This is a genomic window from Streptosporangium sp. NPDC023825 (assembly GCF_040639575.1).
Lineage (GTDB): Bacteria > Actinomycetota > Actinomycetes > Streptosporangiales > Streptosporangiaceae > Streptosporangium.
The window spans coordinates 1-24,124 of record NZ_JBFAAE010000020.1 but is presented as its reverse complement, the minus strand read 5'-3'; the positions used below and the strand labels follow the sequence as shown (position 1 = coordinate 24,124).

At 68.5% G+C, this 24,124-nt stretch carries 22 protein-coding genes and 1 tRNA gene; 10 read left to right on the top strand and 13 right to left on the bottom strand.

The features are described from left to right. The first annotated feature begins 79 nt into the window (after positions 1-79). Together AB0G15_RS19245 and AB0G15_RS19240 are read left to right on the top strand one after the other, a co-directional pair. Complete coding sequence (locus AB0G15_RS19245) at positions 80-3,442, top strand: choice-of-anchor D domain-containing protein (protein WP_362841283.1); 3,363 nt, start codon at positions 80-82, stop codon at positions 3,440-3,442. 159 nt (positions 3,443-3,601) lie between these two features. Continuing rightward, positions 3,602-4,429, top strand: a complete 828-nt coding sequence (locus AB0G15_RS19240) for a hypothetical protein (RefSeq protein WP_362841280.1) — start codon at positions 3,602-3,604, stop codon at positions 4,427-4,429. Positions 4,430-4,648: 219 nt separating this feature from the next. Here the strand turns inward: AB0G15_RS19240 and AB0G15_RS19235 are convergent, their stop codons facing one another. Beyond that, entirely contained in the window at positions 4,649-5,071 is a 423-nt protein-coding gene (locus AB0G15_RS19235; RefSeq protein WP_362841278.1) for a hypothetical protein, read from the bottom strand. 103 nt (positions 5,072-5,174) lie between these two features. Continuing rightward, positions 5,175-5,552 (bottom strand): hypothetical protein, encoded by a 378-nt coding sequence (locus AB0G15_RS19230; protein ID WP_362841273.1) that lies wholly within the window; start codon positions 5,550-5,552, stop codon positions 5,175-5,177. A 395-nt stretch (positions 5,553-5,947) separates the two neighbouring features. Here AB0G15_RS19230 and AB0G15_RS19225 point away from each other — a divergent pair, with 395 nt between their 5' ends. After that, on the top strand, positions 5,948-9,208 hold the full coding sequence (locus tag AB0G15_RS19225) for a BTAD domain-containing putative transcriptional regulator (protein ID WP_362841270.1): 3,261 nt from the start codon (positions 5,948-5,950) through the stop codon (positions 9,206-9,208). A 334-nt stretch (positions 9,209-9,542) separates the two neighbouring features. On the opposite strand, the gene AB0G15_RS19220 is transcribed toward AB0G15_RS19225, so the two are convergent. Next, positions 9,543-9,619: transfer RNA gene (locus tag AB0G15_RS19220), tRNA-Lys, on the bottom strand. A gap of 256 nt (positions 9,620-9,875) precedes the next feature. Between AB0G15_RS19220 and AB0G15_RS19215 the strand changes: the two genes are divergently transcribed. Beyond that, positions 9,876-10,247 (top strand): PRC-barrel domain containing protein, encoded by a 372-nt coding sequence (locus tag AB0G15_RS19215; RefSeq protein ID WP_362841268.1) that lies wholly within the window; start codon positions 9,876-9,878, stop codon positions 10,245-10,247. Between the two features lie 137 nt (positions 10,248-10,384). On the opposite strand, the gene AB0G15_RS19210 is transcribed toward AB0G15_RS19215, so the two are convergent. Then, positions 10,385-10,984 (bottom strand): hypothetical protein, encoded by a 600-nt coding sequence (locus AB0G15_RS19210; RefSeq protein WP_362697519.1) that lies wholly within the window; start codon positions 10,982-10,984, stop codon positions 10,385-10,387. Positions 10,985-11,045: 61 nt separating this feature from the next. Between AB0G15_RS19210 and AB0G15_RS19205 the strand changes: the two genes are divergently transcribed. Beyond that, complete coding sequence (locus tag AB0G15_RS19205) at positions 11,046-11,561, top strand: DUF6328 family protein (protein WP_362841266.1); 516 nt, start codon at positions 11,046-11,048, stop codon at positions 11,559-11,561. A gap of 25 nt (positions 11,562-11,586) precedes the next feature. After that, positions 11,587-11,736: a GPGG-motif small membrane protein gene (locus tag AB0G15_RS19200; RefSeq protein WP_362697514.1), complete on the top strand. Its 150-nt coding sequence runs from the start codon at positions 11,587-11,589 to the stop codon at positions 11,734-11,736. Between the two features lie 271 nt (positions 11,737-12,007). On the opposite strand, the gene AB0G15_RS19195 is transcribed toward AB0G15_RS19200, so the two are convergent. Next, positions 12,008-12,721, bottom strand: coding sequence for a metallophosphoesterase (locus AB0G15_RS19195; protein WP_362841263.1), 714 nt, complete (start codon positions 12,719-12,721; stop codon positions 12,008-12,010). Beyond that, the gene (locus tag AB0G15_RS19190) at positions 12,718-12,963 is read right to left on the bottom strand and encodes a BON domain-containing protein (protein WP_362697508.1); all 246 of its coding nucleotides are present in this window, start codon (positions 12,961-12,963) and stop codon (positions 12,718-12,720) included. The genes AB0G15_RS19195 and AB0G15_RS19190 overlap by 4 nt, the downstream gene beginning before the upstream one ends. Positions 12,964-13,121: 158 nt before the next feature. Between AB0G15_RS19190 and AB0G15_RS19185 the strand changes: the two genes are divergently transcribed. After that, entirely contained in the window at positions 13,122-14,327 is a 1,206-nt protein-coding gene (locus AB0G15_RS19185; protein ID WP_362841260.1) for a glycosyltransferase, read from the top strand. A gap of 99 nt (positions 14,328-14,426) precedes the next feature. Here AB0G15_RS19185 and AB0G15_RS19180 read toward each other — a convergent pair whose 3' ends face one another. The 6 genes from AB0G15_RS19180 to AB0G15_RS19155 form a co-directional block, all read right to left on the bottom strand. Continuing rightward, positions 14,427-14,678, bottom strand: coding sequence for a DUF4235 domain-containing protein (locus AB0G15_RS19180; protein ID WP_329084950.1), 252 nt, complete (start codon positions 14,676-14,678; stop codon positions 14,427-14,429). Between the two features lie 128 nt (positions 14,679-14,806). Further along, complete coding sequence (locus tag AB0G15_RS19175) at positions 14,807-15,076, bottom strand: DUF6458 family protein (protein WP_362841257.1); 270 nt, start codon at positions 15,074-15,076, stop codon at positions 14,807-14,809. Positions 15,077-15,321: 245 nt separating this feature from the next. After that, a complete protein-coding gene (locus tag AB0G15_RS19170; RefSeq protein ID WP_362841255.1) occupies positions 15,322-16,158 on the bottom strand; it encodes a MetQ/NlpA family ABC transporter substrate-binding protein in 837 nt (278 codons plus the stop codon). Between the two features lie 71 nt (positions 16,159-16,229). Next, the gene (locus AB0G15_RS19165; protein ID WP_362841252.1) at positions 16,230-17,012 is read right to left on the bottom strand and encodes a DUF305 domain-containing protein; all 783 of its coding nucleotides are present in this window, start codon (positions 17,010-17,012) and stop codon (positions 16,230-16,232) included. A gap of 89 nt (positions 17,013-17,101) precedes the next feature. After that, the gene (locus AB0G15_RS19160; RefSeq protein WP_362841250.1) at positions 17,102-17,971 is read right to left on the bottom strand and encodes a lytic polysaccharide monooxygenase; all 870 of its coding nucleotides are present in this window, start codon (positions 17,969-17,971) and stop codon (positions 17,102-17,104) included. Between the two features lie 120 nt (positions 17,972-18,091). Beyond that, the gene (locus tag AB0G15_RS19155; RefSeq protein WP_362841247.1) at positions 18,092-19,015 is read right to left on the bottom strand and encodes an NADP-dependent oxidoreductase; all 924 of its coding nucleotides are present in this window, start codon (positions 19,013-19,015) and stop codon (positions 18,092-18,094) included. 100 nt (positions 19,016-19,115) lie between these two features. Here AB0G15_RS19155 and AB0G15_RS19150 point away from each other — a divergent pair, with 100 nt between their 5' ends. Both AB0G15_RS19150 and AB0G15_RS19145 read left to right on the top strand, forming a co-directional pair. Further along, entirely contained in the window at positions 19,116-19,397 is a 282-nt protein-coding gene (locus AB0G15_RS19150) for a CYTH domain-containing protein (RefSeq protein ID WP_362841244.1), read from the top strand. Between the two features lie 149 nt (positions 19,398-19,546). Then, on the top strand, positions 19,547-20,083 hold the full coding sequence (locus tag AB0G15_RS19145; RefSeq protein WP_362841241.1) for a histidine phosphatase family protein: 537 nt from the start codon (positions 19,547-19,549) through the stop codon (positions 20,081-20,083). A gap of 153 nt (positions 20,084-20,236) precedes the next feature. Here AB0G15_RS19145 and AB0G15_RS19140 read toward each other — a convergent pair whose 3' ends face one another. Beyond that, positions 20,237-23,371 (bottom strand): M14 family zinc carboxypeptidase, encoded by a 3,135-nt coding sequence (locus AB0G15_RS19140; RefSeq protein ID WP_362841238.1) that lies wholly within the window; start codon positions 23,369-23,371, stop codon positions 20,237-20,239. Positions 23,372-23,693: 322 nt separating this feature from the next. On the opposite strand from AB0G15_RS19140, the gene AB0G15_RS19135 reads away from it, so the two are divergent. Then, on the top strand, positions 23,694-24,124 hold a 431-nt coding region (locus AB0G15_RS19135; protein ID WP_362841235.1), incomplete at its 3' end, for an ice-binding family protein.

Sequence of the window (24,124 nt, the reverse complement as noted above, 5' to 3'; positions counted from 1 at the left end):
CCCCCGGGCGCCACCGGCCGGCGTCCGCGACGCTCCGGCCGCGAAGCGTCCGGCTCTTCGTAAAGTGAAGGGTCAGCCGATGAAGAAGTCCGGCAGGCTAAAGGCCTGGACCATCGCCACGATCGCGGCGCTGACGGCGGGAGGACTGGTCTCCTTACCGGTCGCCCCCGCCACGGCCGCCGCGAGGGCCGACTCCCCGTTCGACTTCCCCGGGCGCGGCGCCACCGTGCCCTTCTTCGAGATAGAGGCCGAGGACACCGCCCACTCGGGCCAGGTGATCGGCCCCGACCGGATCTACGGCCGCCTTCCCTCGGAGGCCTCGGGCCGCAGGGCGGTGACGCTCGACTCCTCGGGCGAGTACGTGGAGTTCACGCTCACCCGGCCGGCGAACGCGCTGTCGCTGCGCTACAGCGTCCCGGACAACGCCTCGGGAACCGGCCAGAACACCACCGCCAGCCTGCGGCTCAACGGCACGCACCTGAAGGACCTGACCCTCACCTCCAAGTACGGCTGGTACTACGGCGGCTACCCGTTCAACAACAACCCCGGCGACACCAACCCCCACCACTTCTACGACGAGACGCGGACCATGTTCGGGTCCACGCTCACCGCGGGCGCCAAGGTCCGTATCCAGCACACCGGCGGCATCCCGGTCACCGTGGACCTGGCCGACTTCGAGGTCGTCGGCGCCCCGATCGGGCGCCCGTCCGGCTCGCTGTCGGTCGACGACTTCGGTGCCGTCAAGAACAACACGGGCGTCGACAACACGGCCGCCTTCCAGGCCGCGGTCAACGCCGGCAAGGCCCAGGGCAAGGAGGTCTACATCCCCGAGGGGACGTACAACCTCTACGACCACGTGGTCGTCGACGGGGTCACCCTGCGCGGGGCGGGCCCCTGGTACAGCGTGCTCGGCGGGCGTCACCCCACCCAGCGCAACCGGGCCGTCGGCGTCTACGGCAAGTACGTCCAGGGCGGCGGCTACGGCGGCGAGATCCGCGCCCACGAGGCGGGCGGCCCGAGCCGCAACGTCACGCTCAAGGACTTCGCCATCATCGGCGAGATCATGGAGCGCGAGGACAACGACCAGGTCAACGCCATGGGCGGCGCGATGACCGACTCGGTCGTGGACAACGTGTGGATGCAGCACACCAAGGTCGGTGCCTGGATGGACGGCCCGATGAACAACTTCACCATCAAGAACAGCCGCATCCTCGACCAGACCGCCGACGGCGTGAACTTCCACACCGGGGTCACCAACTCGACGGTGACCAACACGTTCCTGCGCAACACCGGTGACGACGCCCTGGCCATGTGGCCGGAGCGGATCCCGAACGTCGGCAACAAGTTCACGTTCAACACCGTGGGCGTCACGCTGCTGGCCAACAACATCGTCACGTACGGCGGCAGGGACATCCAGATCACCGACAACGTGGTGGCCGACACCGTCAGCAACGGCGGCGGCATCCACATCGCCAACCGCTACCCGGGCGTCAACTCCGGCCAGGGCACCGCGGTCGCCGGGACCCACACCGTCGCCCGCAACACCCTGCTCCGGGCGGGCAACAACGACTTCAACTGGCACTTCGGCGTCGGAGCCCTCTGGTTCAGCGGGCTCAACGAGCCGGTCAACGCCACCATCAACGTCACCGACACCGACATCCTGGACAGCTCGTACGCCGCGATCCACATGATCGAGGGCACCACGAGCACGGTGAACTTCAACAACGTCAACATCGACGGCACCGGCACGTACATGATCCAGGCGCAGTCGGGCGCGAACATGACGTTCAACAACGTCAGTGCCGACCACATCGGCGCGGGCGTCGCCATCCACAACTGCGTCGGCGCGGCCTTCACGCCCGTCTTCGGCACCGGCAACACCGGCTGGAGCCCCAGCAGCACGACCTGCACCGGCACCTGGCCCACGCCGAACTACATCTACCCCGGCGGCGGCGGCAACACCGGCGGCCTGTCCGCCTCCCCCGGCAGCCTGTCCTTCGGCGCGCGCCAGGTCGGCAGCACCAGCCCGGCGCAGGCCGTCACCATCACCAACACCGGCACCGCCGCGGCGACGCTCGGCACGGTCGCCACCACCGGCGACTACGCCCAGACCAGGACCTGCGGCACCACCCTCGCCGCCGGCGCCTCCTGCACCGTCAACGTCACCTTCACCCCCACCGCCTCGGGCACCCGGACGGGCAGCCTGACCGTCGCGAGCAACGACCCGAACAGCCCGCTGACGGTCGGCCTGAGCGGCAGCGGCACGAGTTCGACCACCAACCTCGCGCTCGGCGCGACGATGACGGCGAGCAGTTCCAACGGCGGCTTCCCGCCGGGCAGCGCCAACGACGACAACGCCTCCACCTACTGGGAGTCGAACAGCAGCGCCTTCCCGCAGTGGCTGCAGGCCGATCTCGGCAGCGCGCAGAGCGTCGGCTCCGTCACCCTGAAGCTGCCGCCGCCGGCCGCGTGGGCGACCAGGACGCAGACCCTCTCGGTCCAGGGCAGCACCAACGGCACCACCTGGACCACGCTGAAGGCCTCGGCCGGATACACCTTCAACCCGGCCACCGGCAACAGCGTCACGATCCCGCTGGCCGGCTCGTCCGTGCGCTACCTGCGGCTCAACGTCACCGCCAACACCGGCTGGCCAGCGGCCCAGGTCTCGGAGTTCCAGATCTTCCCCGGTGGCGGCAACCCCCCGCCGACCGTGTCACTGGCCGCCTCCCCGGTCAGCCTGACGTTCGCCGCCAGGACGGTCGGCAGCACCAGCCCGGCGCAGGCCGTGACGGTCACCAACACCGGCACCGGGTCGGCGACGCTCGGCACGGTCGCCACCACCGGCGACTACGCCCAGACCAGGACCTGCGGCACCACCCTCGCCGCCGGCGCCTCCTGCACCGTCAACGTCACCTTCACCCCCACCGCGACGGGCACCCGTACGGGCACCCTGAGCGTGGCGAGCAACGACCCGAACGGGCCGCTGACCGTGGCCCTGACCGGGACCGGCGGCTCGGCGCCCGTCACCAACCTGGCGCAGGGCAGGCCGACCACGGAGACCAGCCACGCCCAGGTGTACGGCTCGGGCAACACCGTGGACGGCAACGCGAGCACCTACTGGGAGTCGAACAACAACGCCTTCCCGCAGTCGGTCACGGTCGACCTGGGCTCCACGCAGAGCGTCGGCCGGGTCGTCCTCAAGCTGCCCCCGGCCGCCGACTGGGCCACCCGCACCCAGGCGGTCGCCCTCCTGGGCAGCACCGACGGGACGAACTTCACCGGCGTCGTCGGCTCGGCGACGTACACCTTCAACCCCGCCACCGGTAACACGGCCACCATCACCTTCCCGGCCACCAGCAGGCGCCACCTGCGCCTGACCTTCACCGCCAACAGCGGCTGGCCCGCCGGCCAGCTCTCCGAGTTCGAGGTCTACGCCTCGTAGGCCGCGTGGCCGCGTGGCCGGACCGGGTACCGGATGGGGCGAACGCGCCCCATCCGGTACCTTTCCATCACGGTCGTACGGATCGAACTCGCGCTGTCAACCAAACATCCCTGTCCCCCGTCTCCCCTTATGCCCCATCTGTCGTAAGCAGGAGGCAACGTGCGCGTCCGTTCGGTTCTCCCAGTCGCCGCCCTGGCAGGGGGCCTGGTCCTCCTCTGGCACCCCCTTCCCTCCTCCGCGGAGCGGGACGGGGTCGTCGCGGCCGGCATCGTGCAGTACGAGTGCACCACCGACGGCGTGACGGAGAAGCAGACCATCCAGATCGACGTCGAGCTGACGATGCCGGCGAACGCCACCGCGGGACAGCAGTTCACGATCGGCTGGCGCGGCACCTACTCCGGCACCGGCCTGACGGCGCCCGCCGCGGGGCTGCCCGCGGGCACCAAGCTGTACGCGTACGCCTCCATCAGCGGCCTTTCCGGGGTGACCTCCGCCACCGGGGTGGGCACCCTCGACACGGTCGCCGCGGGCGGGACCGTCGCGCTGCCGACGGCCCCGGTCTCCCTCGCGACCACCTCGGCCAACGCGGGCAGCGCCACGGTGAAGCCCGCCGCCGTCAACTTCGGGACCCAGCCCAACCAGCCGTTGATCGAGTGCGAGCCGCTGAACGGGGACGCCCTGACGACCTACCCCCTCACCGTCGCCGGGGGCGGCCAGGCGACCGATCCCGCCCCGACGGACACGGCCACGCAGCCCGTCGGCCCGCCCGCGACGGATGAGGACACCGAGGCCGCCGAGTCCCCGCAGGACGCGAACGGCGAGATCGACGAGACACCGGCCGGAGGAGCCGAGACCGGAGGCGGCGGCGAGAGCGGCCCCGACGGGCGGGCGCTCGTGCTCACCGGCTCCCTGGTCACCCTCGGCGCCGTCTCCGGGCTGCTGTGGCGCCGTCGCGGCGCCAGGACGGCCGTGGGCCGGCGGGCCTGACGCGACCGGGTGGGACTCCGGGACCCGACGCGCCCCTGCGGCTCCGGGTCCCGACGCGCCCCCACCCGCGTTTCCTGATGGCATCCAGCTGCTGATGAAGACTCATGCCATGCAGGACCGCCTACCTTCGTGCGCGTCGGATCACCGGCGATGCCGTCTCGACCGGATGACCGGAAGCGCGCGACCACGTGCGCCCGTGAACCACGTGCCGTGCGAAGGTCAGCACCAGGGGTCGATATCGTTCGATTCCTTGAAGGTCTCCCTGTTGTTGGCGTCGTAGGCCGAGACTCGCGTGTAGACGTAGTCGGTGGGGTTGCCTGATCTGTAGCACCGGACATCGGGGGCGCTCATCGTGCCCTGGCTTCCGGCCGGAGTCGCTTGGCAACGGGAGGAGAGGGTCCGGTTCGGGCCGATCTCGGCCATCATCAGGCGAACGCACCAGCGAACGTAGGTGCCGTTGCCGTTGGAGTAGCTTCCCGAGCCCTTCCAGTAGACATGGTCGGTGATCGTGTAACCGACGTCGATCCTGGTCGGGATGGCGGCGGAAGCCGCGTTGACCGGTAGAAGCGCTGTGGCGGTGATCGCCGCGGAGAGTGCGGCGATCATGCGCCGGGAACGAACGCGGGTTCTCGTTATGGTCATTGGTTCCTCCGCACGTGACGGGCGCCAGATGATGCTGTCATCGGCCGCTTCGGCATGACATACACGACGACGGCCGATCCTTCTCGGCCACAAGCCCCACCGGTTATTTGCACCGCGCGGGCTTCGTCGCATTGAGATAGACCTCGTACACATGGCGGTCCCCCAGCCCGAACGAGTCTCCGTCGCAGAAGTAGCGAGGTGCATATTCGGTGCTGTAAACGGCGCCGGACCAGCCACCCGCCGAGAACGAATTGGATATGAGGGCGGGGACAAGTTTCTTCCCGTGGCAGTTCCACCTCAGATCGCCTCCGTAGGTGTGCAGAACCGCGTAGGTGCTCTGGCAGCCGAGCGCCGAGGTGGAATCGGCCGACACGGGAGTCCCCACGGCGCCGGCGGTCACGGTGGCGAGGGCGGCCGCGACCGCGAAGCCCTTCAGCAACATCCCCGGCTTCCGGTATTTCGCGTCGATGGTCAGGGGCATTTGCGCTTCCTTTCCGAGAGATAAAGAACTGTTTCCTGGTCGGACTTCGCCGTCCGCGTCACGGCCGACGACCTCCTCTGTTGCAACGTCCCCATTGGTTGTCCAGGACGGTGGATCGACCGGACGAACAACACGCGGTTCGACCGAGGCGGGTGACCCGCGGCGGGAACTGCGCCGGCCTCGATCTTTTGTGATCTTCGTGTGGTCGGTCGAGATGTTTGACTGAGGCGTGATTTCGCTTTCTGGTCGACGTGATGGCCCGCCTGTCGTACGAGAATCGCCTATGAGTGATTCTTCGTTCGGCTGGTAGCGCGTTGGTAGCGCATTGGTTGACGGCGATGACGCGGCCTGACAGCCTGTGCTCACAGGTGCGGTGTCGACCAGGGGGCGGCCAGATGCTTGAGTTCGGCGTGCTGGGGCCGCTTTCTGTGCATCGTGACGGGGTTCCCATCGAGGTGAGAGCGGGGATGTTGCGCCGCGTCCTGGCTGTGTTGTTGTGCCGAGCCGGACAGTCGGTGAACGTGTCGGAGCTGCTTGATGAGCTATGGGATCAGGCGCCGCCGGCAACAGCCCGCAAAACGCTTCAGACGTACGTTCACCGGCTTCGTAAGGAATTCGGCGACGAGGGACTGATACGGCACGGCTCCGCGGGCTATTCGCTGGCCATCGAGTCCTGCCAACTCGACGTGCTGCGTTTCGCGGAATTGCTCGACCAGGCCCGCGCTCTTCGGGAGCAGGGCGACGCGGCCCGAGCCCGGAGTCTTTACCATCAGGCGCTGGGTCTCTGGCGTGGCACTCCCTTCGGGGACGTGGAGGCGGGCCCGATACTGACCGACGAGGTCAGGCGCCTGGAAGATCATCGGTTGGCGGCGCAGGAGGAGCGCATCGTCCTTGAGCTGGCTCTGGGACTGCATACCGAGGTGATACACGAACTCACCGAACTGGTCCGCGCGCATCCGTACCGGGAAAGCCTGCGAGCGCACCTCATGCTGGCGCTGTATCGCAGCGACCGTCAGGTCGAGGCGTTGGAAGCCTTCCACCTGACTCGCACTGTGCTACGCGACGAACTCGGCATCGAGCCGGGTGTTTCCCTGCAGCGCCTGTATGAGGCCATCCTTCGCTCCGATGAGCGGCTCTACCTGCCTGATGCTCCCCCGGCTCCAGGTCAAGACGGTGGCGAGCGCACCTCGCGGGAGACGCCCATCGCACCGCGACAGTTACCCGTGGACATGGCTCGTTTCACCGGCCGCAAAGACTACATACGGAAACTGGACCAGTTCCTGTCTTCGGCGTCCGAAGGGGCAGCCGGGACGGTGGTGATCTCGGCCATCGCGGGGACCCCCGGCGTCGGCAAGACGGCTCTCGCCGTGCATTGGGCGCACCGGGTGGCGGACCAGTTTCCCGACGGGCAGATACACCTCAATCTCCGAGGGCACGCCCAGGCAACCCCGATGCGTCCCATCGAGGCTCTCGCCCTGCTCCTGCGGGCACTGGGGATGACGGCCGAGCAGACGCCCGTCGATCTCGCCGAATCCGAAGCCCGTTATCGCTCTCTCGTAGCGGATCGTCGACTGCTCATTCTCTTGGACAACGCCCGGTCCAGCGCACAGATCCGCCCCCTTCTACCCGGCGTCGGCAAATCGTTGGTGCTCATCACCAGCCGTGATCGGCTGACCGGTCTGGTCGCCCACGACGGTGCCCACCGCCTCATCCTGAACGCCATGACACCGCAGGAGGCCGAAGGCCTGCTCATCAGGTTCCTCGGCCGCGAGCGGGTCGAGGCGGAACCGTCACCGTGTGCCGCTTTGGTCGAGGTGTGCGCTCGCCTTCCGCTCGCCCTGTGTATCGCGGCGGCTCAGCTGGCCGACCGGCCGCGGCAGGCCATCGGTGAATTCGTCCAGGATCTGGTCGCCGGGGACACGCTCGCGTCGTTGACTGTGGAGGATGACGAGGAGCGCGGCGTCCGAGCCGCCTTCGATCTGTCGTACCGCGCGTTGGCTCCCGACGAGCGGCGGCTGTTTCGCCGTCTTGGGCTGGTGCCGTGTGCGGACTTCACAGCTCCCACCGCTGCGGCGCTCGCCGGCATGACCACGCAAGAGGCATCGCGGACGCTGAATCGACTCGCGGCCGCACATCTCATCGCGGAGGAAGACCCGGGCCGGTTCTCTCTGCACGACCTGCTTCGTCAGTACGCGACCTCCCGAGCGAATGTCGAAGACAGTGATCAGGATCGAGCAGCAGCGATAGACAGGTTGTTCGACTGGTATCAGCACAAGGTCGCCTCGGCTGACCAACTGCTCCGCGGGGGCAACACCCCACCGCTGTCCGCTCTGGCCAGTCCAGCACAGACGCGAGACTCAGGCCTGAATGATTACGCCTCCGCGTTGGCCTGGCTCAACGGTGAGCGGCACAATGTTGTTAAGGTAATCGATTACGCTGTTCATCACGGCCACAGTCGCACGACATTACTGCTGGCAGATCGACTGCGCAGCTACTATGACCTACTTCGCCCTGATATGGTTGAGTGGTTGACCGTTGCCAGGTCCGCGCTTGCGGCGGCGCGATTCAGCGGAGACGTGAAGCTGCAACGAATGGCTTTGAGCGGTCTGGCGCAGGTTTACTTCAATCTCAGCAAACTCTCACGAGCAATCGTCTACTTGCGGCAGGCGATTGCCTTGAAAGACGATTCCGTGTCCCTGACTCAACACGGCAACATGTTGTGCAACTTCGGCCAATTGCTTAGCGTGGTTGGCCGGCCCGACGAGGCAGTCGCCGCGCTGCAGCAAGCACAAGACCTTTATACTGACATCGGCGACGACGTGGAAAGAGCGGTGGTCCTGCTCAATCTTGCGAATCTGTACCGCGACTGCGGCCGCCTGGACGAGGCCGTCGATATCGCCGAACAGGCCGTAAGGTTGCACCGTAAATTCACGGATACAGTATGGGAAACGATGTCTGTCGCCACACTTGGAGAGATTTGCCATCTGCTCGGCCGGTTCGATGACGCCGTCACACATTTGGGAAACGCCCTCGCCGCACACCGTGGTTTGGGGAACCGAAGTTGTGAGGCGGAGACCCTGGCATCCCTTGGTCGCGTTCATCGCGATCGTGGCGACACCGATTCCGCCCGTGAGCGTTTCGAGGCCGCCCTTCACCTCGCGCGTGACCTCGACCACCGCAACGTCGAGGTTCAGGCATTGAGCGGCCTGGCCTCACTGAGCACTCATGACCGTAATGTGATGCTGGCCATCGATCTCCACCAAAAGGCGCTGGAAATCGTCAACGACCTTGAGACCCCTTACCTGAAGTGTGAGACCTACTTGGGGTTGGCCGAAGCACACCACCACGGCAATCACCTCACCGAGGCAACGGATCTCGCACGACAGGCACTGGCACTGGCCGAGCACAGCCAGTTTCGCGTGCTTCAAGGTCAGGCTTTTTATCTGCTTGCCCGTTGCTGTGCCGCGAAGAGCGACGACGAGCAGGCACGCGTCTATGCCCTGCGCGCCTTGGACGATCACCGTCAGAGTGGCCACCGTCTCGGTGCGGCACATGCCCATGCCCTTCTCGGCGAACTTCTCGTTCATGTCGATGCCACGGCAGGAAAAGAACATGCCAAGGCGGCTGAGGGCCTCTACACGGAAATACTGAGATGATCTCGGCGAGTGGTCTTCTCCGCAGGTGACGTCGCGGAGCCGGTGGAGTCGGTTTCGATACTCCAGTGGCCGCGGATCCACATGGCCAGGTCGGTGAAACAGGCCTGCCCAGCGAGCAGGTCGTCAGGCCGGTCATCGCCGTCGACCAACGCGCGACCAGCGTCGTGTGGACCTGGACCGCGAAGCCAGACGGCGGCCTCCAGGCCCTCGTCCAGGTGTGGGAATCGGGCACCGGCGGCTGGGACACAGCCCGCACCAAGCCGCCGCAGGGCCCGGAAACGACCCTGGGCATCCCCGCCGGAAGCGAGGATGCCCAGGTTGTCGGCCTAAACCGTGGTGCGCCGCCAGGGACTCGAACCCCGGACCCGCTGATTAAGAGTCAGCTGCTCTAACCAACTGAGCTAGCGGCGCTTGACCTCGACAAGCTTACCGGACCCGACACCATGGTCCGTACATGAGCAGATATATGCCGCCAAAGAGCACCGGACGGCGAGATTCACGTCCCGGGGGCGGCGGTCGAAGCCCGCGATGACCTGCGGATTCAAGCGGAAACAAAGGCGAGCGAACAGTGTTCCACACCTGCTGACTTGGGGAAATGCCGTTTAGGGCTCCTCGCTCGGGTACGTGACCGGAGCCCGGAGTATCAAGTCAAGGGAGATGTTCAACCATGCAACCTGAGCTCTGGAACTATCGAACCGACGTGTACGACCAGGACAGGACGCTCGACGTCGCCGGGTACCACGTCGAGGCCACCGACGGGAAGATCGGCTCCATCGACGAGGCGACGTACGAGGTCGGCGAGAGCTACCTCGTCGTCGACACGGGACCGTGGATCTTCGGCAAGAAGGTCCTCCTGCCGGCGAGTACGGTGACGCAGATCGACCCGCAGGAGAAGAAGGTCTACATCGCGCGCACCAAGCAGGAGATCAAGGACGCCCCCGAGTTCGACGAGGCGAACTTCAAGGAGCCCGCGTACCGCGACCGTGTCGGCGAGTACTACGGCCGCTTCCCCTTCGGCGGCGGCCCCGGGACCTTCTGATCCGGACCTTCCGGGCACGGGTCTTGTGATCCGGAACCTTCGGACCCGGGATTCCTGACCCGGCACACCGGACGAGACGACGAGAGGGGCCCCGCCGAAACGGCGGGGCCCCTCCGCGTTCCCGGGACGGTCGCGTCTCACGGCCAGGTCGGGTCGCCGGAGGAGTCGATGGGGCCGGGGATGACGTCAAGGCGCTGGAGAAGGATGAGAAAGGTGGAGGCGTAGGGGGAGTCCTGGACGACGGCGGCGACGCGGTTCCAGTCGACCTGCTCGCGCAGGGCGCGGACCTGGGGCAGCAGGGAGCCGTAGTCACAGCTGTGCTCGGAAAGCGGAAGCAGCCAGGAGATGACCAGGTCGGTGGCCTCCAGGACGGGCAGGATCACCGCCGAGGCCTTCATCGGCTCCGCCCGCTTCAGCAACTCGGGGGTGACCGGGTGGTCGCAGATCGAGAAGATCAGATCCACCAGCCTGCCCTCGTCGAAGGCCTTGACCAGCCAGTCCTCCGGCGGCTGCCTGGACGTCTCGAATCCCAGTTTGCCCAGCGCCTCGAGCGCGAGCGGCACGTCCTCCTGGGGGAGGACGAAATCGACGTCGTGAAGCGAGGGGGCGGCTCCGCGCGCGTAGGCCGCACAGCCTCCGGCAAGAGCGAACCTGACGTCCGCGTCCTTCAATCCGCTGCTCGCTCGCTTCAGCGTTTCCAGGATCGCGTCGGTGACCTCGTGACTGTGGCTTCCCATAGCCACCGCCGTACCCCGTAACTCCCCAGGTAGGCATGTCAAACCTTTGCTTGGGTAAACGATGCGCATGATTCAACCTGAACATGCGCAAAGGGAACATCCCGAGCCCGGAGAGACCCGCAAGGAACGTGTCGACCGCGAGCTCGGCGAGTTGTTACAGGGCCTGCGTGTCGCGGTCACCGGCGTGCAGGTGCTGTTCGCCTTCTTGTTCAGCCTGCCGTTCGCGGCGGGCTTCAACAAAGTGGACACCCTGGGACACTGGTTGTTCTTCATCGCCCTGCTGAGCGCGGCCGTCGCGTCCGTCTGCTTCATCACCCCCGCGGCCCAGCACCGCCTGCTGTTCAGGACCGGGCTGAAGGAGAAGATGCTGCACCGCGCCAACGCGCTCGGGATCGCGGGGGCCGCCGGGCTCGCGGTCGCGATGACGAGCTCGGTGGCGCTCGTCGCGGAAACGGTCCTCAACGCCTGGCCGGCGGCGGTGTTCGCCGGGGTCGTGGCCCTGCTGAGCGCCTGGCTGTGGTTCATCCAGCCGATAGTTGATCTGTACAGAACCGAGGATGATGAAGATGTTAAGTAGTGAATTGTGAGGGCAGAGGCCGGTTATGGCTACCTTGCTTTGGATCATCGCAGTCGTTCTCGTCATCTCCGGGATCTACGTCATCCTGGCCCGTCGCGATTTCCTCTGGGGAATCGTCCTCATCGTCCTCGGCTTCCTCGTCGGTCCCGGGGGTGTGAGCATCTTCAATGTGTGACGCGGGCCTCGCGCTCGCCGCACACATGACCGGTGCGAGCCCAGCGCTCGCACACCGTCCAGGTGCGGGCCACACGACCCGCACGCGGTTCCGTACGGCCTGATGTCCGTACGCCGTCCGGTGCGGGCCTGAGGCCGGCACACTTCTCGACGCGGGCACCACGCTCGCGAAGAACATCCGTAAGAAGCACGTAAGCGCCCCGAACTCCCACAGAAGCCTCGCGGGCCGGGTATCCCCCGGCCCGCTTCTTCATGTAACGCGCCGGAACGCGTCAGAGGAGATACACGCCGTACGCCCGGCCCAGCACCGGCAGCGCCACGTTGCGTACCCGGATGCCGCCCGGCGTGACACCCTTCTCCGTACCGGCGTGGGCGTGCCCGTGGATGATCAGATCGGCGCCCTCGGCGTCGACCGCCTCGGCCAGCAGGTAGCTGCCCAGGAAGGGATAGATCTCCAGCGGCTCCCCGGCGAGGGTGTCCTTGACCGGCGAGTAGTGGGACAGCACGACCCTGCGGTCGGCCTGCAACTCCTTCAGTGCCACCCGCCAGCGGTCGGCGATCCGCTTGGTGTGCCCCACGAACGCCTTGATCTCCGGCTCGCCGAAGTCGCTGGCGCACTTGCCCGCGTACCCCCCGCCGAAGCCCTTGCCGCCGACCACCCCGAGCCGCACCCCGTCGATGTCGAGCACCGTCGCGTCGTCGTGCAGGACCTCGATCCCGGTGTCGCGCAGCAGGGCGGCGATCTCCGCGGGCTGGTCGGAGTGGTGGTCGTGGTTGCCGAGCACGGCCACCACCGGGATCGGCAGGTCGCGGAACTCGTCCGCCACCACCCGCCCCTCCTCCATCGTGCCGTGCCGGGTCAGGTCTCCGGCGAGCAACAGGACATCGGCCTTCTCACCGATGTCGTGGAGGTGCTCGCGATAGCTCCCCTTGCGGCTCTCGTCCAGGTGCACATCCCCGACCGCCGCGATCCGCACGTCTCTCACAGCCTCTCCTCCCCCACCGGGTCCCGCACGTCCACGATGTCCATCTCGTTGTGGACGGCCAGCCCGGGGGCCGCCTCGCCGGCGACTTCGGCGATCAGCTCGCTGCGGTCGGTGCTGGCGACCTGGCCGCGCAGGTAGAGCTGATCACCCCGAATGTCCACTCGGATGCCGAGTTCCGTGGTTCTCTCGTCCTCGGCGAGCGCGCGTTGCACGCGCGCCGCGACGTACTGGGGAGCCTCCATCGTCGAACTCCTTTCCGTCCAAAACTGCTCGCCTTCCCGTGAATCCCAAGGTCAAACACGTTTAAAGCCCCCGCTCAGGGCAGAGGAGGCCGGTATGCCCAGGACGCAGGCACGCCTGCCCCGTACACCCGGTGGAGCCGTGTCCATTGAAGATCGCAATGGTGTCAGAGCATGCCAGTCCCCTCGCAGCCGTCGGCGGAGCCGACGCCGGGGGCCAGAACGTCCACGTCGCCGCCCTGTCCCTCGCGCTCGCCGCGCGCGGGCACGAGGTGACCGTCTACACCCGCAGGGAGTGCCCCTTTCAGCCTGAGGAGACCTCCCTGGCCCCCGGGGTCACCGTGGTCCACGTCCCCGCCGGACCCGCCATGACCCTGTCCAAGGACGACCTGCTCCCCTGGATCCCCGACTTCGGCCGGTGGCTCGCCAGGCGGTGGAGCGCCGCGCCGCCCGACATGGTCCACAGCCACTTCTGGATGAGCGGCCTGGCCGCCCTGGCCGCCGCGAGGGACGCCGCCGTCCCCATCGTGCACACCTTCCACGCCCTCGGTACGGTCAAGCGCCGCCACCAGGGCACGGACGACCCCAGCCCGCGCGAGCGCCTCAAGATCGAGGCGATGGTCGCCTCCCAGGTGGACGCGATCGTCGCGACCTGTGCCGACGAGGTGGCGGAACTGCACAGGATGCGGATCTCGCGGAGCCGGGCGAGAGTCGTGCCCTGCGGCGTCGACGTGCGCTCCTTCACCCCCGCCGGCCCGAGGAGGGACCTCGGCCCGGGGCCCGTCCTGCTCGCCGTCGGCCGTCCCGTCCGCCGCAAGGGCGTGGACACCACGATTCACGCCCTCGCCCGCGTTCCCGGCGCCACCCTGGTCGTCGCCGGCGGAGACCTGGACGACCCGGAGGCGGACCGGCTCTCGCGCGTGGCCGCCCGGTGCGGCGTGGCGGACCGCGTCAGATTCCTCGGCAGGGTGGGCAGGGAGGACGTCCCCACCCTGATGCGCTCGGCGGACGTCGTGGTCAGCATGCCCTGGTACGAACCGTTCGGCATCGTGCCGCTGGAGGCCATGGCCTGCGGCGTACCGGTGGTGGCGTCCGCGGTGGGCGGGCATCTGGACACCGTCGTCCCCGAGGTCACCGGCCTGCTGGTCCCACCGCGAGAGCCGCACACGCTGGGCGGCGCGCTGCGCCGGCTGCTCGCCGCGCCGTCCCTGCTGGCGGCCTACGGGGCGGCGGCCGCCGCCCGGGCACGTTCACGCTACGACTGGAACCGGATCGCCGCCCAGACGTCCGCCGTGTACGCGGAGGTGCTCTCCTCCCGCGTCCCGGCGCGGGGGGCGGCCGCCCGCCCGTGTCCCGGAGCCGCCTGACGGTCTCGGACGTACGAAGGCCCCCGGTCCCGCGGACGGGATCGGGGGCCATCCGGCGCGAGGCCGGCCGCCGGTGGTGACGGCGGCTACCTCACGGGGTCACTTGCCGGTGGCTCTGTGGATGCTCCGGGACGCGGAACGGTCGATCGCGGCCTTGACCACACCGAAGATGGCGCCCTGGATGGCCGACGCCACGAGGATCTCGCCCCAGCCGTACTCGTCCGACGTCGCCTGGGGGGCGTCGTCCTTGCCCGACGCGAGCTTCCAGACCTGCTTGAAGATGACCCCGGCGATCGCGCCACCGAGCATTCCGCTCACGGCGCTCGCACCGCGGGATACGACTCTGCTCACGTCCTGTGCCCTCCGTTCGCGTTCACTGAAACGGCACGCCTACCCGTGGGGATCGCTTTCTAACGGACCCGGATCGGCCGGCGGTACCCGCCGAGGTCGCGGTTCCCCCGCCGGAGAGGTCCGCGGGATCACACCGCCGGGGGGTCGTTGTAGTGGCGCTCCTGGTAGGTGCGGCGCTGGGTGACGGGGTCGTCGACCACCGTGGTGGTCGTCGAGTCCGGCACCACCGCCCGGCGGGCGAGGCTGAGCCGGTACACGGCGAACAGGAGCCACGCGAGGCCGCCGATCATCAGGATGACACCGACGATGTTGATGTCGAATCCGGCGATGTCGAATTCGACCGCCCACGTGAGAATGGCGCCGAGCATAATGAGAACGATGCCGCCTGCGATGGTCATGGGATCTCCTCCTTCGAGCCAACCCACCCCATCTATCCCCCACGCGGATCTCAAACGTCACCTCATGGAGGTAGATGCGGACCGCGGCCTCCCGTTCGTCGTCACAGGCCCTCCGGTCCTGGAAAAGCCGTCGGCCGCGCCCCCCGCGAGACGGGCGGGGAGGCGCGGCCGAGGCGTCGCGCGGGAGGTGGTGACCGCCCTGGGGCGGATCACCGGAAACGGCACCGAACGGAGCACCGGGCGGGTCACTCGGCGGGCAGGACCGCGCCCTTGTACCTGTCCTGGATGAACTTCTTGACCTCGGGACCGGTGAGGAGCTCGGCGAGCTTCTTCACGCGGGGGTCGTCCACCTTGGCCGGGATGGTGACCAGGCCGTTGGCGTACGGGTTGCCCTCGCCCTTCTCCAGGATCAGGGAGTCGGTCGCGGGCTGCAGCCCGGCCTCCAGGGCGTAGTTGCCGTTCACGATCGCGGCGTCCACGTCCTCCAGGGAGCGGGGCAGCTGGGCCGCCTCGAGGGGCTTGAACTCCAGTTCCTTGGGGTTGCCCGCGACGTCACGCTCGGTGGCCTTGACGCCGACGCCCTCCTTGAGGGTGATCACGCCGTTGTCGGCCAGGAGCTTGAGCGAGCGGCCGAGGTTGCTCGCGTCGTTGGGCAGTGCCACCTGGGCGCCCTGGGCGAGCTCGGAGACGTTCTTGATCTTCTTGGAGTACAGGCCGAGCGGCTCGATGTGCACCGGGGCGACCCAGCTGAGCTTGATGTCCTTGCCCTTGGAGAACTCCTCCAGGTACGGGATGTGCTGGAAGTAGTTCGCGTCCAGGTTGCCCTCGTCCAGCTGGGTGTTGGGCTGGACGTAGTCGGTGAACTCGACGATCTCCAGGTTCAGCCCGGCCTTGGCGGCGAGGTTGTCCTTGACGTACTTGAGCACCTCACCGTGGGGCACGGGGTTGACCCCGACCCTGAGCGGGGCGTCGGCCTTCGGCGTGCCGCCGGCGGGCTGGGCCGTGTCGGTGGACGTCCCCCCGCACGCGGCCAGTGTCCCGGCCAGGACCAACCCGGCCACGACCCCAAAGATCTTGCGCATGACTCTCCCCTTAATTCCCCTTATAGCAAGTAGGGAATATATCTCACATAAGGGAGTGTAAGGACAAATCCTTACTGGTCGCGCAGGGCCAGCATCTGTGCGATCTGTGCCGTACGCGAGACGTCGACGCGCCTGGCCATCTCGGTGACCTGGGAGTGCAGCCCGGTGGCGACCTCCACCTTGGCCATCTGGGCGGCGTCGTCCTGCTGGGCGATCAGCATGTCGAGGAACCTCCGCTCGAACTCGGCCGGCGGAGCGGCGATCAGCGCCGCCATCTCCTCCTCGCTCACCCCCGGCATCCCGCCGTGGGCGGCGTGCTCGTCGTCCTTCGCGGTCGCGGGCTGCCCCCAGGCGTCCAGCAGCCCGGACATCGAGGCGGACTCGCGTTCCTGGGTCACGCCGATCGCCTCGGCGAGCTCCTTGACCTCGGGGCGGACCGGCCGCTCGCGCACCAGCCGCACCAGCCGCACCCCCTGGGTGTTGTGGGGCACCATCATCTGCAAAAACATCACGTCGGGGGCGTTGAAGGCGACCCCCGCGGCGGTCCCCGCCGGCGGGGCGGGCGAGGGGCTGGGCGCTCCCGCGCCGGCACCGTGCGCCGAGTGATCGGAACCGTGGCCGGCGTCCTGCCCGGGATCCTGACCCGAGCCCTGTCCGGAGCCCTGTCCGGAGCCCTGTCCGGAGCCGCTGTGCTCGCCCTGGGCGGGCGCCGGCCGGACGGGAGCACCGGGGGTGCCGTGCGCCCCGTGACCGGCGGGACCTCCGCGGAGTTCCTGGATGCTGTCGGCACCGCAGCCGCAGAACAGGAGAATTCCCAGGACGACCGTCGGGACCACCGGAACCGCACGCTTCATGACGAACTCCTCGGTTCTCGGGAGGATTCTCGGGAGAGCGACGATCCCGGCCGGGGTGGCGGCGGCCACCCCGGCCGGATCTCACCGGGTCAGACGCGTCGCCACAGGGCCGCGACGTTCGGCGGCTCCCAGCCGGCCAGCGCGGTGTGCGCCTGCAGGCACTGGTAGGTCACGCCGCCGTAGGTCACCGTGGCGCCCACCGCGTAGGAGGTGCCCGCCGTCCAGGTGCCGCCCGGCTGGCTCGTCGGGGTGGGCGTCGGGGTCGGGGTGGGGGTCCGCGTGGGAGTCGCCGTCGGGGTCGGCGTGGGGTCGGGATTGGGGTTGGTGCCGCCGAAGTTCACGTCGGAACAGGTGTAGAAGGCCTCCGTGCTGCCCACGATGCGCTGCCAGATCGAGAAGATGAGCTGGCGGCCGCTCCGCTGCGGGAGGTTGATCGTCCAGTTGGTGAACTGGGTGGGGTTCTGGTTGTTGAAGGTCCTGATGTGCTCCAGATCCGACCAGCGCAGCGGCTGGGTGGGGTTCCAGCTCTGCTTGGTGATGTAGAACTCGAAGTTGCTGTTCGCGTGCGGCGCGGTCGCGTGGTAGGTGACCGTGAGCGGCCCCGGGGAGACCGGGGTGGCGGGCCAGTCGGCCCTGGCGAGGTTGAGCCCGCGGTACTTGTCCCGCCCGGCGCCGCACAGCTGGCCGTCGGGGATGATCTGGCGGTGGTTGCCGCCGGCTTCGAGCCGGGACACCTCGTGCCAGTCGTAGAACGCCTGGGTGCCCCCGGCCGCGACGGCCGCCTTGCACGCTTCCGACCTGGGGGTCTCCGGGCCTTCGTTCTTGCAGACGTAGGCCCGGCTGGGCGGGTTCGACATGGACCCGTGGGCGACCGCCGCGGTGGACGGCAGCAGGGCGAACAGGGACCCTACGCCGATCGCGGCGGCGGTACCGGTGGCCAGCTTGTGTCGCAGATGCACGTGGACTCCTCCTGGAGCGAGAAATGGGAGGCGGGACTGTCCAACGAGCCGACGGATAGCACGTTATTAACAAGAAACCTTACTAAGGGTTCCGGCCATAAGACCAGTGATACCGCCATATCAGTCCATGACCAGCACGACCTTGCCCCGTCCGTGCCCGGTGGCGACCTCGCGGTGGGCGTCCGCGGCCCGCTCCAGCGGATAGGTCCTGCGCACCGGGAAGACGAGCTCGCCCTCGGCGTACAGGGCGGCGAGCTCGGCGAGGCGGGATGCCAGCCGCACCCCCTGGGTCCGCTGCACCCCCAGCTCGGCGGCCTTGCCGTGCTCGACGAGCGTGAGGACACGCTCGGCCTTCACCAGCTGCAGGGAGACCTCCAGCGCCTCGCCGCCCGCGCCGTCCAGGACCATGTCCACCCCGCCGGGGGCGAGGGCGCGCACCCGCTCCAGCAGCCCCTCGCCGTACGTGACGGGGACCGCGCCGAGGTCACGCAGGTAGTCGTGGTTCTCCTCGCGGGCGGTGCCGATCACCGTGCTCGCCCCCCAGAGCCGGGCGAGCTGGACCGCCGCGGTGCCGACCGCGCCCGCGGCGGCGTGGACCAGGACCGTGTCGCCCTCCCCCACCCCGAGCTGGCGCAGCGCGATGTGGGCGGTCTGGGTCCCGGCGGTGAAACCGCCCGCCACCTCCCAGGGCATGTTCGCGGGCTTGGGCGTGACGTTCTCCGCGGGCACGACCACGTACTCGGCGTAGGAGTTCAGCAGGTTGAAGCCCAGGACCTCGGCACCGACGGAGATCCCGTCCACGGTCCCGTCCACCCCGGCGCCCACCTGGTCGACCACCCCGGCGAACTCGTTGCCCGGCACGCGGGGCAGCTCACCGCCGACCCCCTCCGGGGTCCACCCCGCCCGGATGGCCAGGTCGAACGGCTGCACGCCCGCGGCCCTGATCCGCACCCGCACCTGCCCCTCGCCCGCCTCGGGCGTCGGAAGCTCCGTCGCCCGCAACACCTCGGGACCGCCGAACTCGAAAAAAGCAGCTGCCTTCACGGGATTCCCCTTCGCTCGTTTACGCCGTCGCCCAGCCTGCGACCTCAAGCACTGTTGAGGTCAACTCGCGTGCTCCGGGCCCGGCGCGAAGGGTCGGCCGGTGGACAACGCGATGGCGTGCCTGGAGCACGAGACGACCGTCGCCGACCGGGAGCAGATGCATCATGCCATCACGCTCATGGGCTTTCATCCCACGGTCCGCATCGTGAAGACCCGGCGCACCGCGACGCTGGGAAGCATGACGATCTGCGTTGACGAGGTCGAGCACGCCGGGGCCTTCGTCGAGATCGAGCGCACGGTGAGCGGCGAGAATCCGGGACCGCCGTGCAGGTCGGGCTGGACGCCTTCGCGCGGTCGCTCGGTGTCGGGTTGGAGCGGGTGACCGACACCTACGATTCGCTGGTCCGCGCCGCGTCGACGTCGGCCTGACAGACATCGGGCGCTCCGATGGCCGCGGGTGTGCTGAGCGCGGGCGAGGTCGGCAGGCGCGTACGCCAGGAGACGCACCGGAAGGGGCGTTAGCGTGACGTCATGCCGATAGAGATCGTGTTCGAGACGCATTCGTGGAGCGAGGACAACGATCGGGGGATCGCCACCGGATGGCTGCCCGGCCGCTTGTCCGAGCGGGGGCGGCACCTGGCCGGGGAACTGGGCGAGCGACGGCACGAGGACGGCTTGGCGGCCGTCTTCACCTCCGACCTCGCGCGGGCGGCCGAGACCACTTCCCTGGCGTTCGCCGGCACCGACATCCCGATCCTGCATGACTGGCGGCTCCGGGAGTGCGACTACGGCGCCGGCAACGGCATGCCCGCGATCCGGCTGCACCGGAACCGGTCCGAGCACCTCGACACGCCCTATCCGGGAGGAGAGAGCTGGCGGCAGGCGGTGCGTCGCGTGGGCCGCTTTCTCGACGACCTGCCCCTGCGCTGGTCCGATACGCGAGTCCTGGTGATCGGCCACGTCGCGACACGGTGGGCGTTCGATCACCTCATCGACGATGTCCCCTTGGAGAAGCTGGTGGACGCCGACTTCGGCTGGCGCGAGGGATGGGAGTACCGGCTGGCCTGACGGGCAGCCGAAAACCGGTCCGCACGATCGCCGCGGCGGGACGGGGCCCTGGACGCGCGGAGGCCGGGCGCCACGTGCGTGGCGCCCGGCCTCACGGTCGGGTCCGGCTGACGGGGTCAACCGCCCGCCGGGGTTGCCGGTGGAACGACCCGGCTACCCGATCAGGTGCTTCATGATCTTCTTGATGGTCGCGGCGCGCTCGGCCGGGGAGGCCACCTGCTCCAGGCCGAAGCCGAGGAACACGGAGTCCTTCGTCGAGACGGCCGCCGTCTTGTCGGCCTGGGCCCTGGCGAAGTCGCCGGCGCCCGCCGGGCTGCCCGGAGGCGGTCCGGGGATCGCCCAGGCGCCGAGACCGGACTCGAAGCCCTCGGCGGCGAGCTGGCCGCCGGTGGTGGTGATCCTGGTGTCGTCCACGAACGCGCCGACGCCGCCGGTGCCGGGGTCGGTCACGTAGCTGATCGACACCTCGACCTGCTGGCCCGCGTACGCGGACAGGTCGAAGGCCACCTGCTGCCAGCCGCCGGAGCTGCCGGTGAAGGCGTTCCAGGAACCGCTCGTCCCGGTCGGCGTGCAGGGGTTGCCCGGGGTCAGGTAGCGCAGCAGCCACGGGTGCTCGTCCAGCAGGAAGCCGGCCTCGCACTCGGTCGGGACGTCGGTGGCGGTGCCGCCGTTGAGGTCGGGCAGGGTCGTCCAGTTGTCCTGGCCGACCGTGTGCGCCTCGACGATGACGTTGTCGTAGCCCTGCTCGGTGTCGTACGAGAGCTGGAACTGGAGCTTGGGCTGCTGCGCGGCGGTGACGGCCGCCAGGTCGACCGTGCGCGTCAGCCTCTTGTAGGCGTCGTCGGTGTGCGGGCCCGCCACGTACCAGTCGCCCTCGGCCGGGTCGAACGGGCCGGTCGCCCCGATGTAGTCGGCCGCGGCCCAGCTCTTGAACTGCGGGAACTGCGCGGGTGGCAGCGTGTCGCTGGTCACCTGCAGGGTGCCCGCCTCGTCCAGCGGGTTGTCGGCGACCGCCTGGCCGCCGAAGGTGCCGCTCGTGCCGTTCAGCCCGGGACCGGTGCCGGTGAAGCCGGTCGGCCCGACGCGCGGGTTGCGGCCGTAGACACCGAGGTAGTACTGGGCGAAGTCGTCGGCGAGGATGAGGCACTCCTCGAAGAAGCCGTCCTGGCTGGTGATGACGCAGTCGGAGTCCGGTGCGCCGTCCAGGCCGTAGTAGATGCCGCCGAGGCTGGCGCCGAAGAAGCCGAAGTACGCGGCGGTCTCCCCGGTGTAGAGCAGCTTGCCTCCCTCGTTGAGGTAGTCGCGGACCGAGACGGTCAGGTCCTGCTGCTGCCGCTTGACGTCCATGTCGGGAAGCGGGCCGAACGGGGTCTCGGTCTCCACGTCCTGGGCGTCCATCGCGAGCCGGTCGTCACCGAGGTACCAGGCCACCGCCTTGAAGTGGCCGAGCACCCCGAGGTGGTGCGGCACGCCCTGGGCGTCGACGTCCCACGTCTCGGAGGAGTATCCGGCGGTCTGCAGCGCCTGCTTGTACTGCGCCGCGTACTTCGGCGCGGTCACCGACGCCGGGTAGTCCGGGTTGAAGCCGGTGTAGTCCTCGTTCGCCACGACGAGCACCTTGGCATTGGACTTCTTCTCCAGCTTGTACGTGAAGTGCTGGCTCTCCACGGTCCCGGTGCCGGGTTTGTGGCCGGTGAACCAGACCTCGACCTTGTCGCCAGGTTTGGCACCCTCCACCTTGGAGCGGTACTCGGCGAAGTACAGGTCGTTCTCGTCGCCGTACCGCTCGCCGCCGTTCCACTCGCTGAGGCCGCGCAGGCGCACGGGGCCGCCGTTGATCCGGAAGCGCAGCTGCTTGGTCAGCAGGGAGCGCCGCATGGTCACGGCCACCGGCTGCGGGTCGCCGTACGAGACGGTGAAGCTGTCGGGCCGGAAGTCGGGGACCGTGCGGTTCACCGGCGAGACCGGGTTGTCGGGGTTCTTCACGGACTTGGCGAGGTCGACCGCGAGCGGGACGTTCTTGGCGAACTCCGCCTGGATCAGGGCCTCGCTGTCGGGGAAGGTGAAGCCCGAGCCGCCCGCGCAGTCGGCGAGCGTCCACTCGTCGTCCGGCACGCTCTCGACCGCCACCTCGCAGGTGGTCATCTCCGGCGTGATCGTCAGCGCGTCGTGCTTGTTGGTCATGTGACCGTCGGTCTCGCCGTTGGTCGTGTAGAGCTCGGCGCCGATGTCGGGGTCGTAGCCGGGTACGGCGGGCGTCGCGTCGTCACCGAGCAGCGCCTCGAAGATGAGGTCGTCGGGAGAGGGGGTGGCCTGCTGCCAGCCGATGCCGTACAGCAGCAGCTGGGCGGCCGAGTGGTAGTTGAGGATGTAGGTGAAGTCGACCCGCTTGGCGAGGTTGTCGACGGCCCTGGTCTCGGGCTCCGACTGCGGGCTCGGGCCCCGGTAGGTCTGGCTGGCCGGGTTGTCGGAGGAGCCCTCGTTGTCGTAGCCCCACTTGTAGGCGAAGTTACGGTTCAGGTCGACGCCGTCGGCGCTGGTGAGCTGGCCGTCGCCGTTGTTGTCGCGGAGGTTCTTGCGCCAGAGGCGGTTGTCTCCGGTGAAGGTGTGGTCGTAGCCGTCGGGGTTGGAGACGGGGATGAACCAGAGCTCGACGGTGTCGATCAGCTTGGTGATCTCGGGGTTGGTGCCGTAGCCGTTCAGATAGTGGAGCAGGAGCCTGCGGGTCATCTCCGGGGTGATCCACTCACGGGCGTGCTGGGCGGACATGTAGAGCACGGCCTTGCGCGCCCCGTCCTTGAGCTGCCGCGCGCCCTTGGTCACCTTGATCGCGGTGAGCGGCTGGCCCTTGACCGTGGTGCCGAGGTCGACGACCTTGGCGATGTTCGGCTTGGCGTTCGCCGCGTTGACGACCTGCTCGCGGATGCCTCCGGCGCCGCTGTACGGCTTGAAGACGCCGTCCCCCTTGGCCGCCTGCCTGCTCGCCGCCGCGGCCTGCTGGACCTTCAGGCCGAGGCCCGCCTTGCGGAGCTGCTCCGCCTGGGCCGCGCCGAGGATCGCCTCGACGGTGACCTTCTTGCCGTCCGCGGACTTGGTGATCCGTAGTTCCTCGCGCTCGACACCCGACTTCAGCAGCGCGTCCAGCTGTTCCGCGGTGAGCTCGCCGACGTAGACGTGTACTCCGTCGTCGCCGGCGGGTGGATCGGGGACCGCTGACGCGGGCGTGCTCACGACCAGGCCCAGGAGCAGCACCGCGATTGCGAGAATGGCTAATCTCGCACGTTTCATTGCAACCTCCGTACATCCCCCGAAAAACAGGAATGCCCGAAATCTGGGCGATAGCCGGACCTGAGTCAACGTCAATCCTCGCCAGCTTTTCGCTGTGACCTGATGTGGTCAGAGCGAGCCCGGGTCTTCCGAAATCACGAGAGACGTGCAGGGTCCGATGACGGATCGTCCATACGGTCTGTCCTGCGTACAGCACGTCACCGGCCTACCGGCCTGGTCGAGTGCTATAACGGGCTTACCGTCCGGCCGCGGACCCACCATCGGAATTCGCGGCCACCGAGGTCTCCTCCCGCCTGAAAACCAGTCCAGGGGTGAGGGGCGTATGAGAAGTCTTCTGTCGGCCGTGCTGCGGCACGCCGGGGTTTCGAGGCCGGCCGGGGTGCCGGGGGCGGGAGCCTTCCTTCCGGCACGGGCCGGCCGGTCCGGCACCTCCCTGCCGGCGGGGGTTCTCACCGCGCTGGTCGCGTTCGGGTGTGTCGTGGCGACGCCTCGTGCCGCGGGCGCGGAGGTGGCGCCGGTGGGTCTGGGTACGGCGGGGGCCTTCGCGGTCCTGGCGGGCAGTACGGTCACCAATACCGGTGCCACGGTCATCACCGGTGATCTGGGGTTGAGTCCGGGGACGGCGGTGACCGGGTTTCCGCCGGGGACGGTGAACGGCGCGATCCATGCGGCCGACGCGGTCGCGGCGCAGGCCAAGGTGGATCTGGCGGCCGCCTACGCCGATGCGGCCTCGCGTGCTCCGGCGGCCACGGT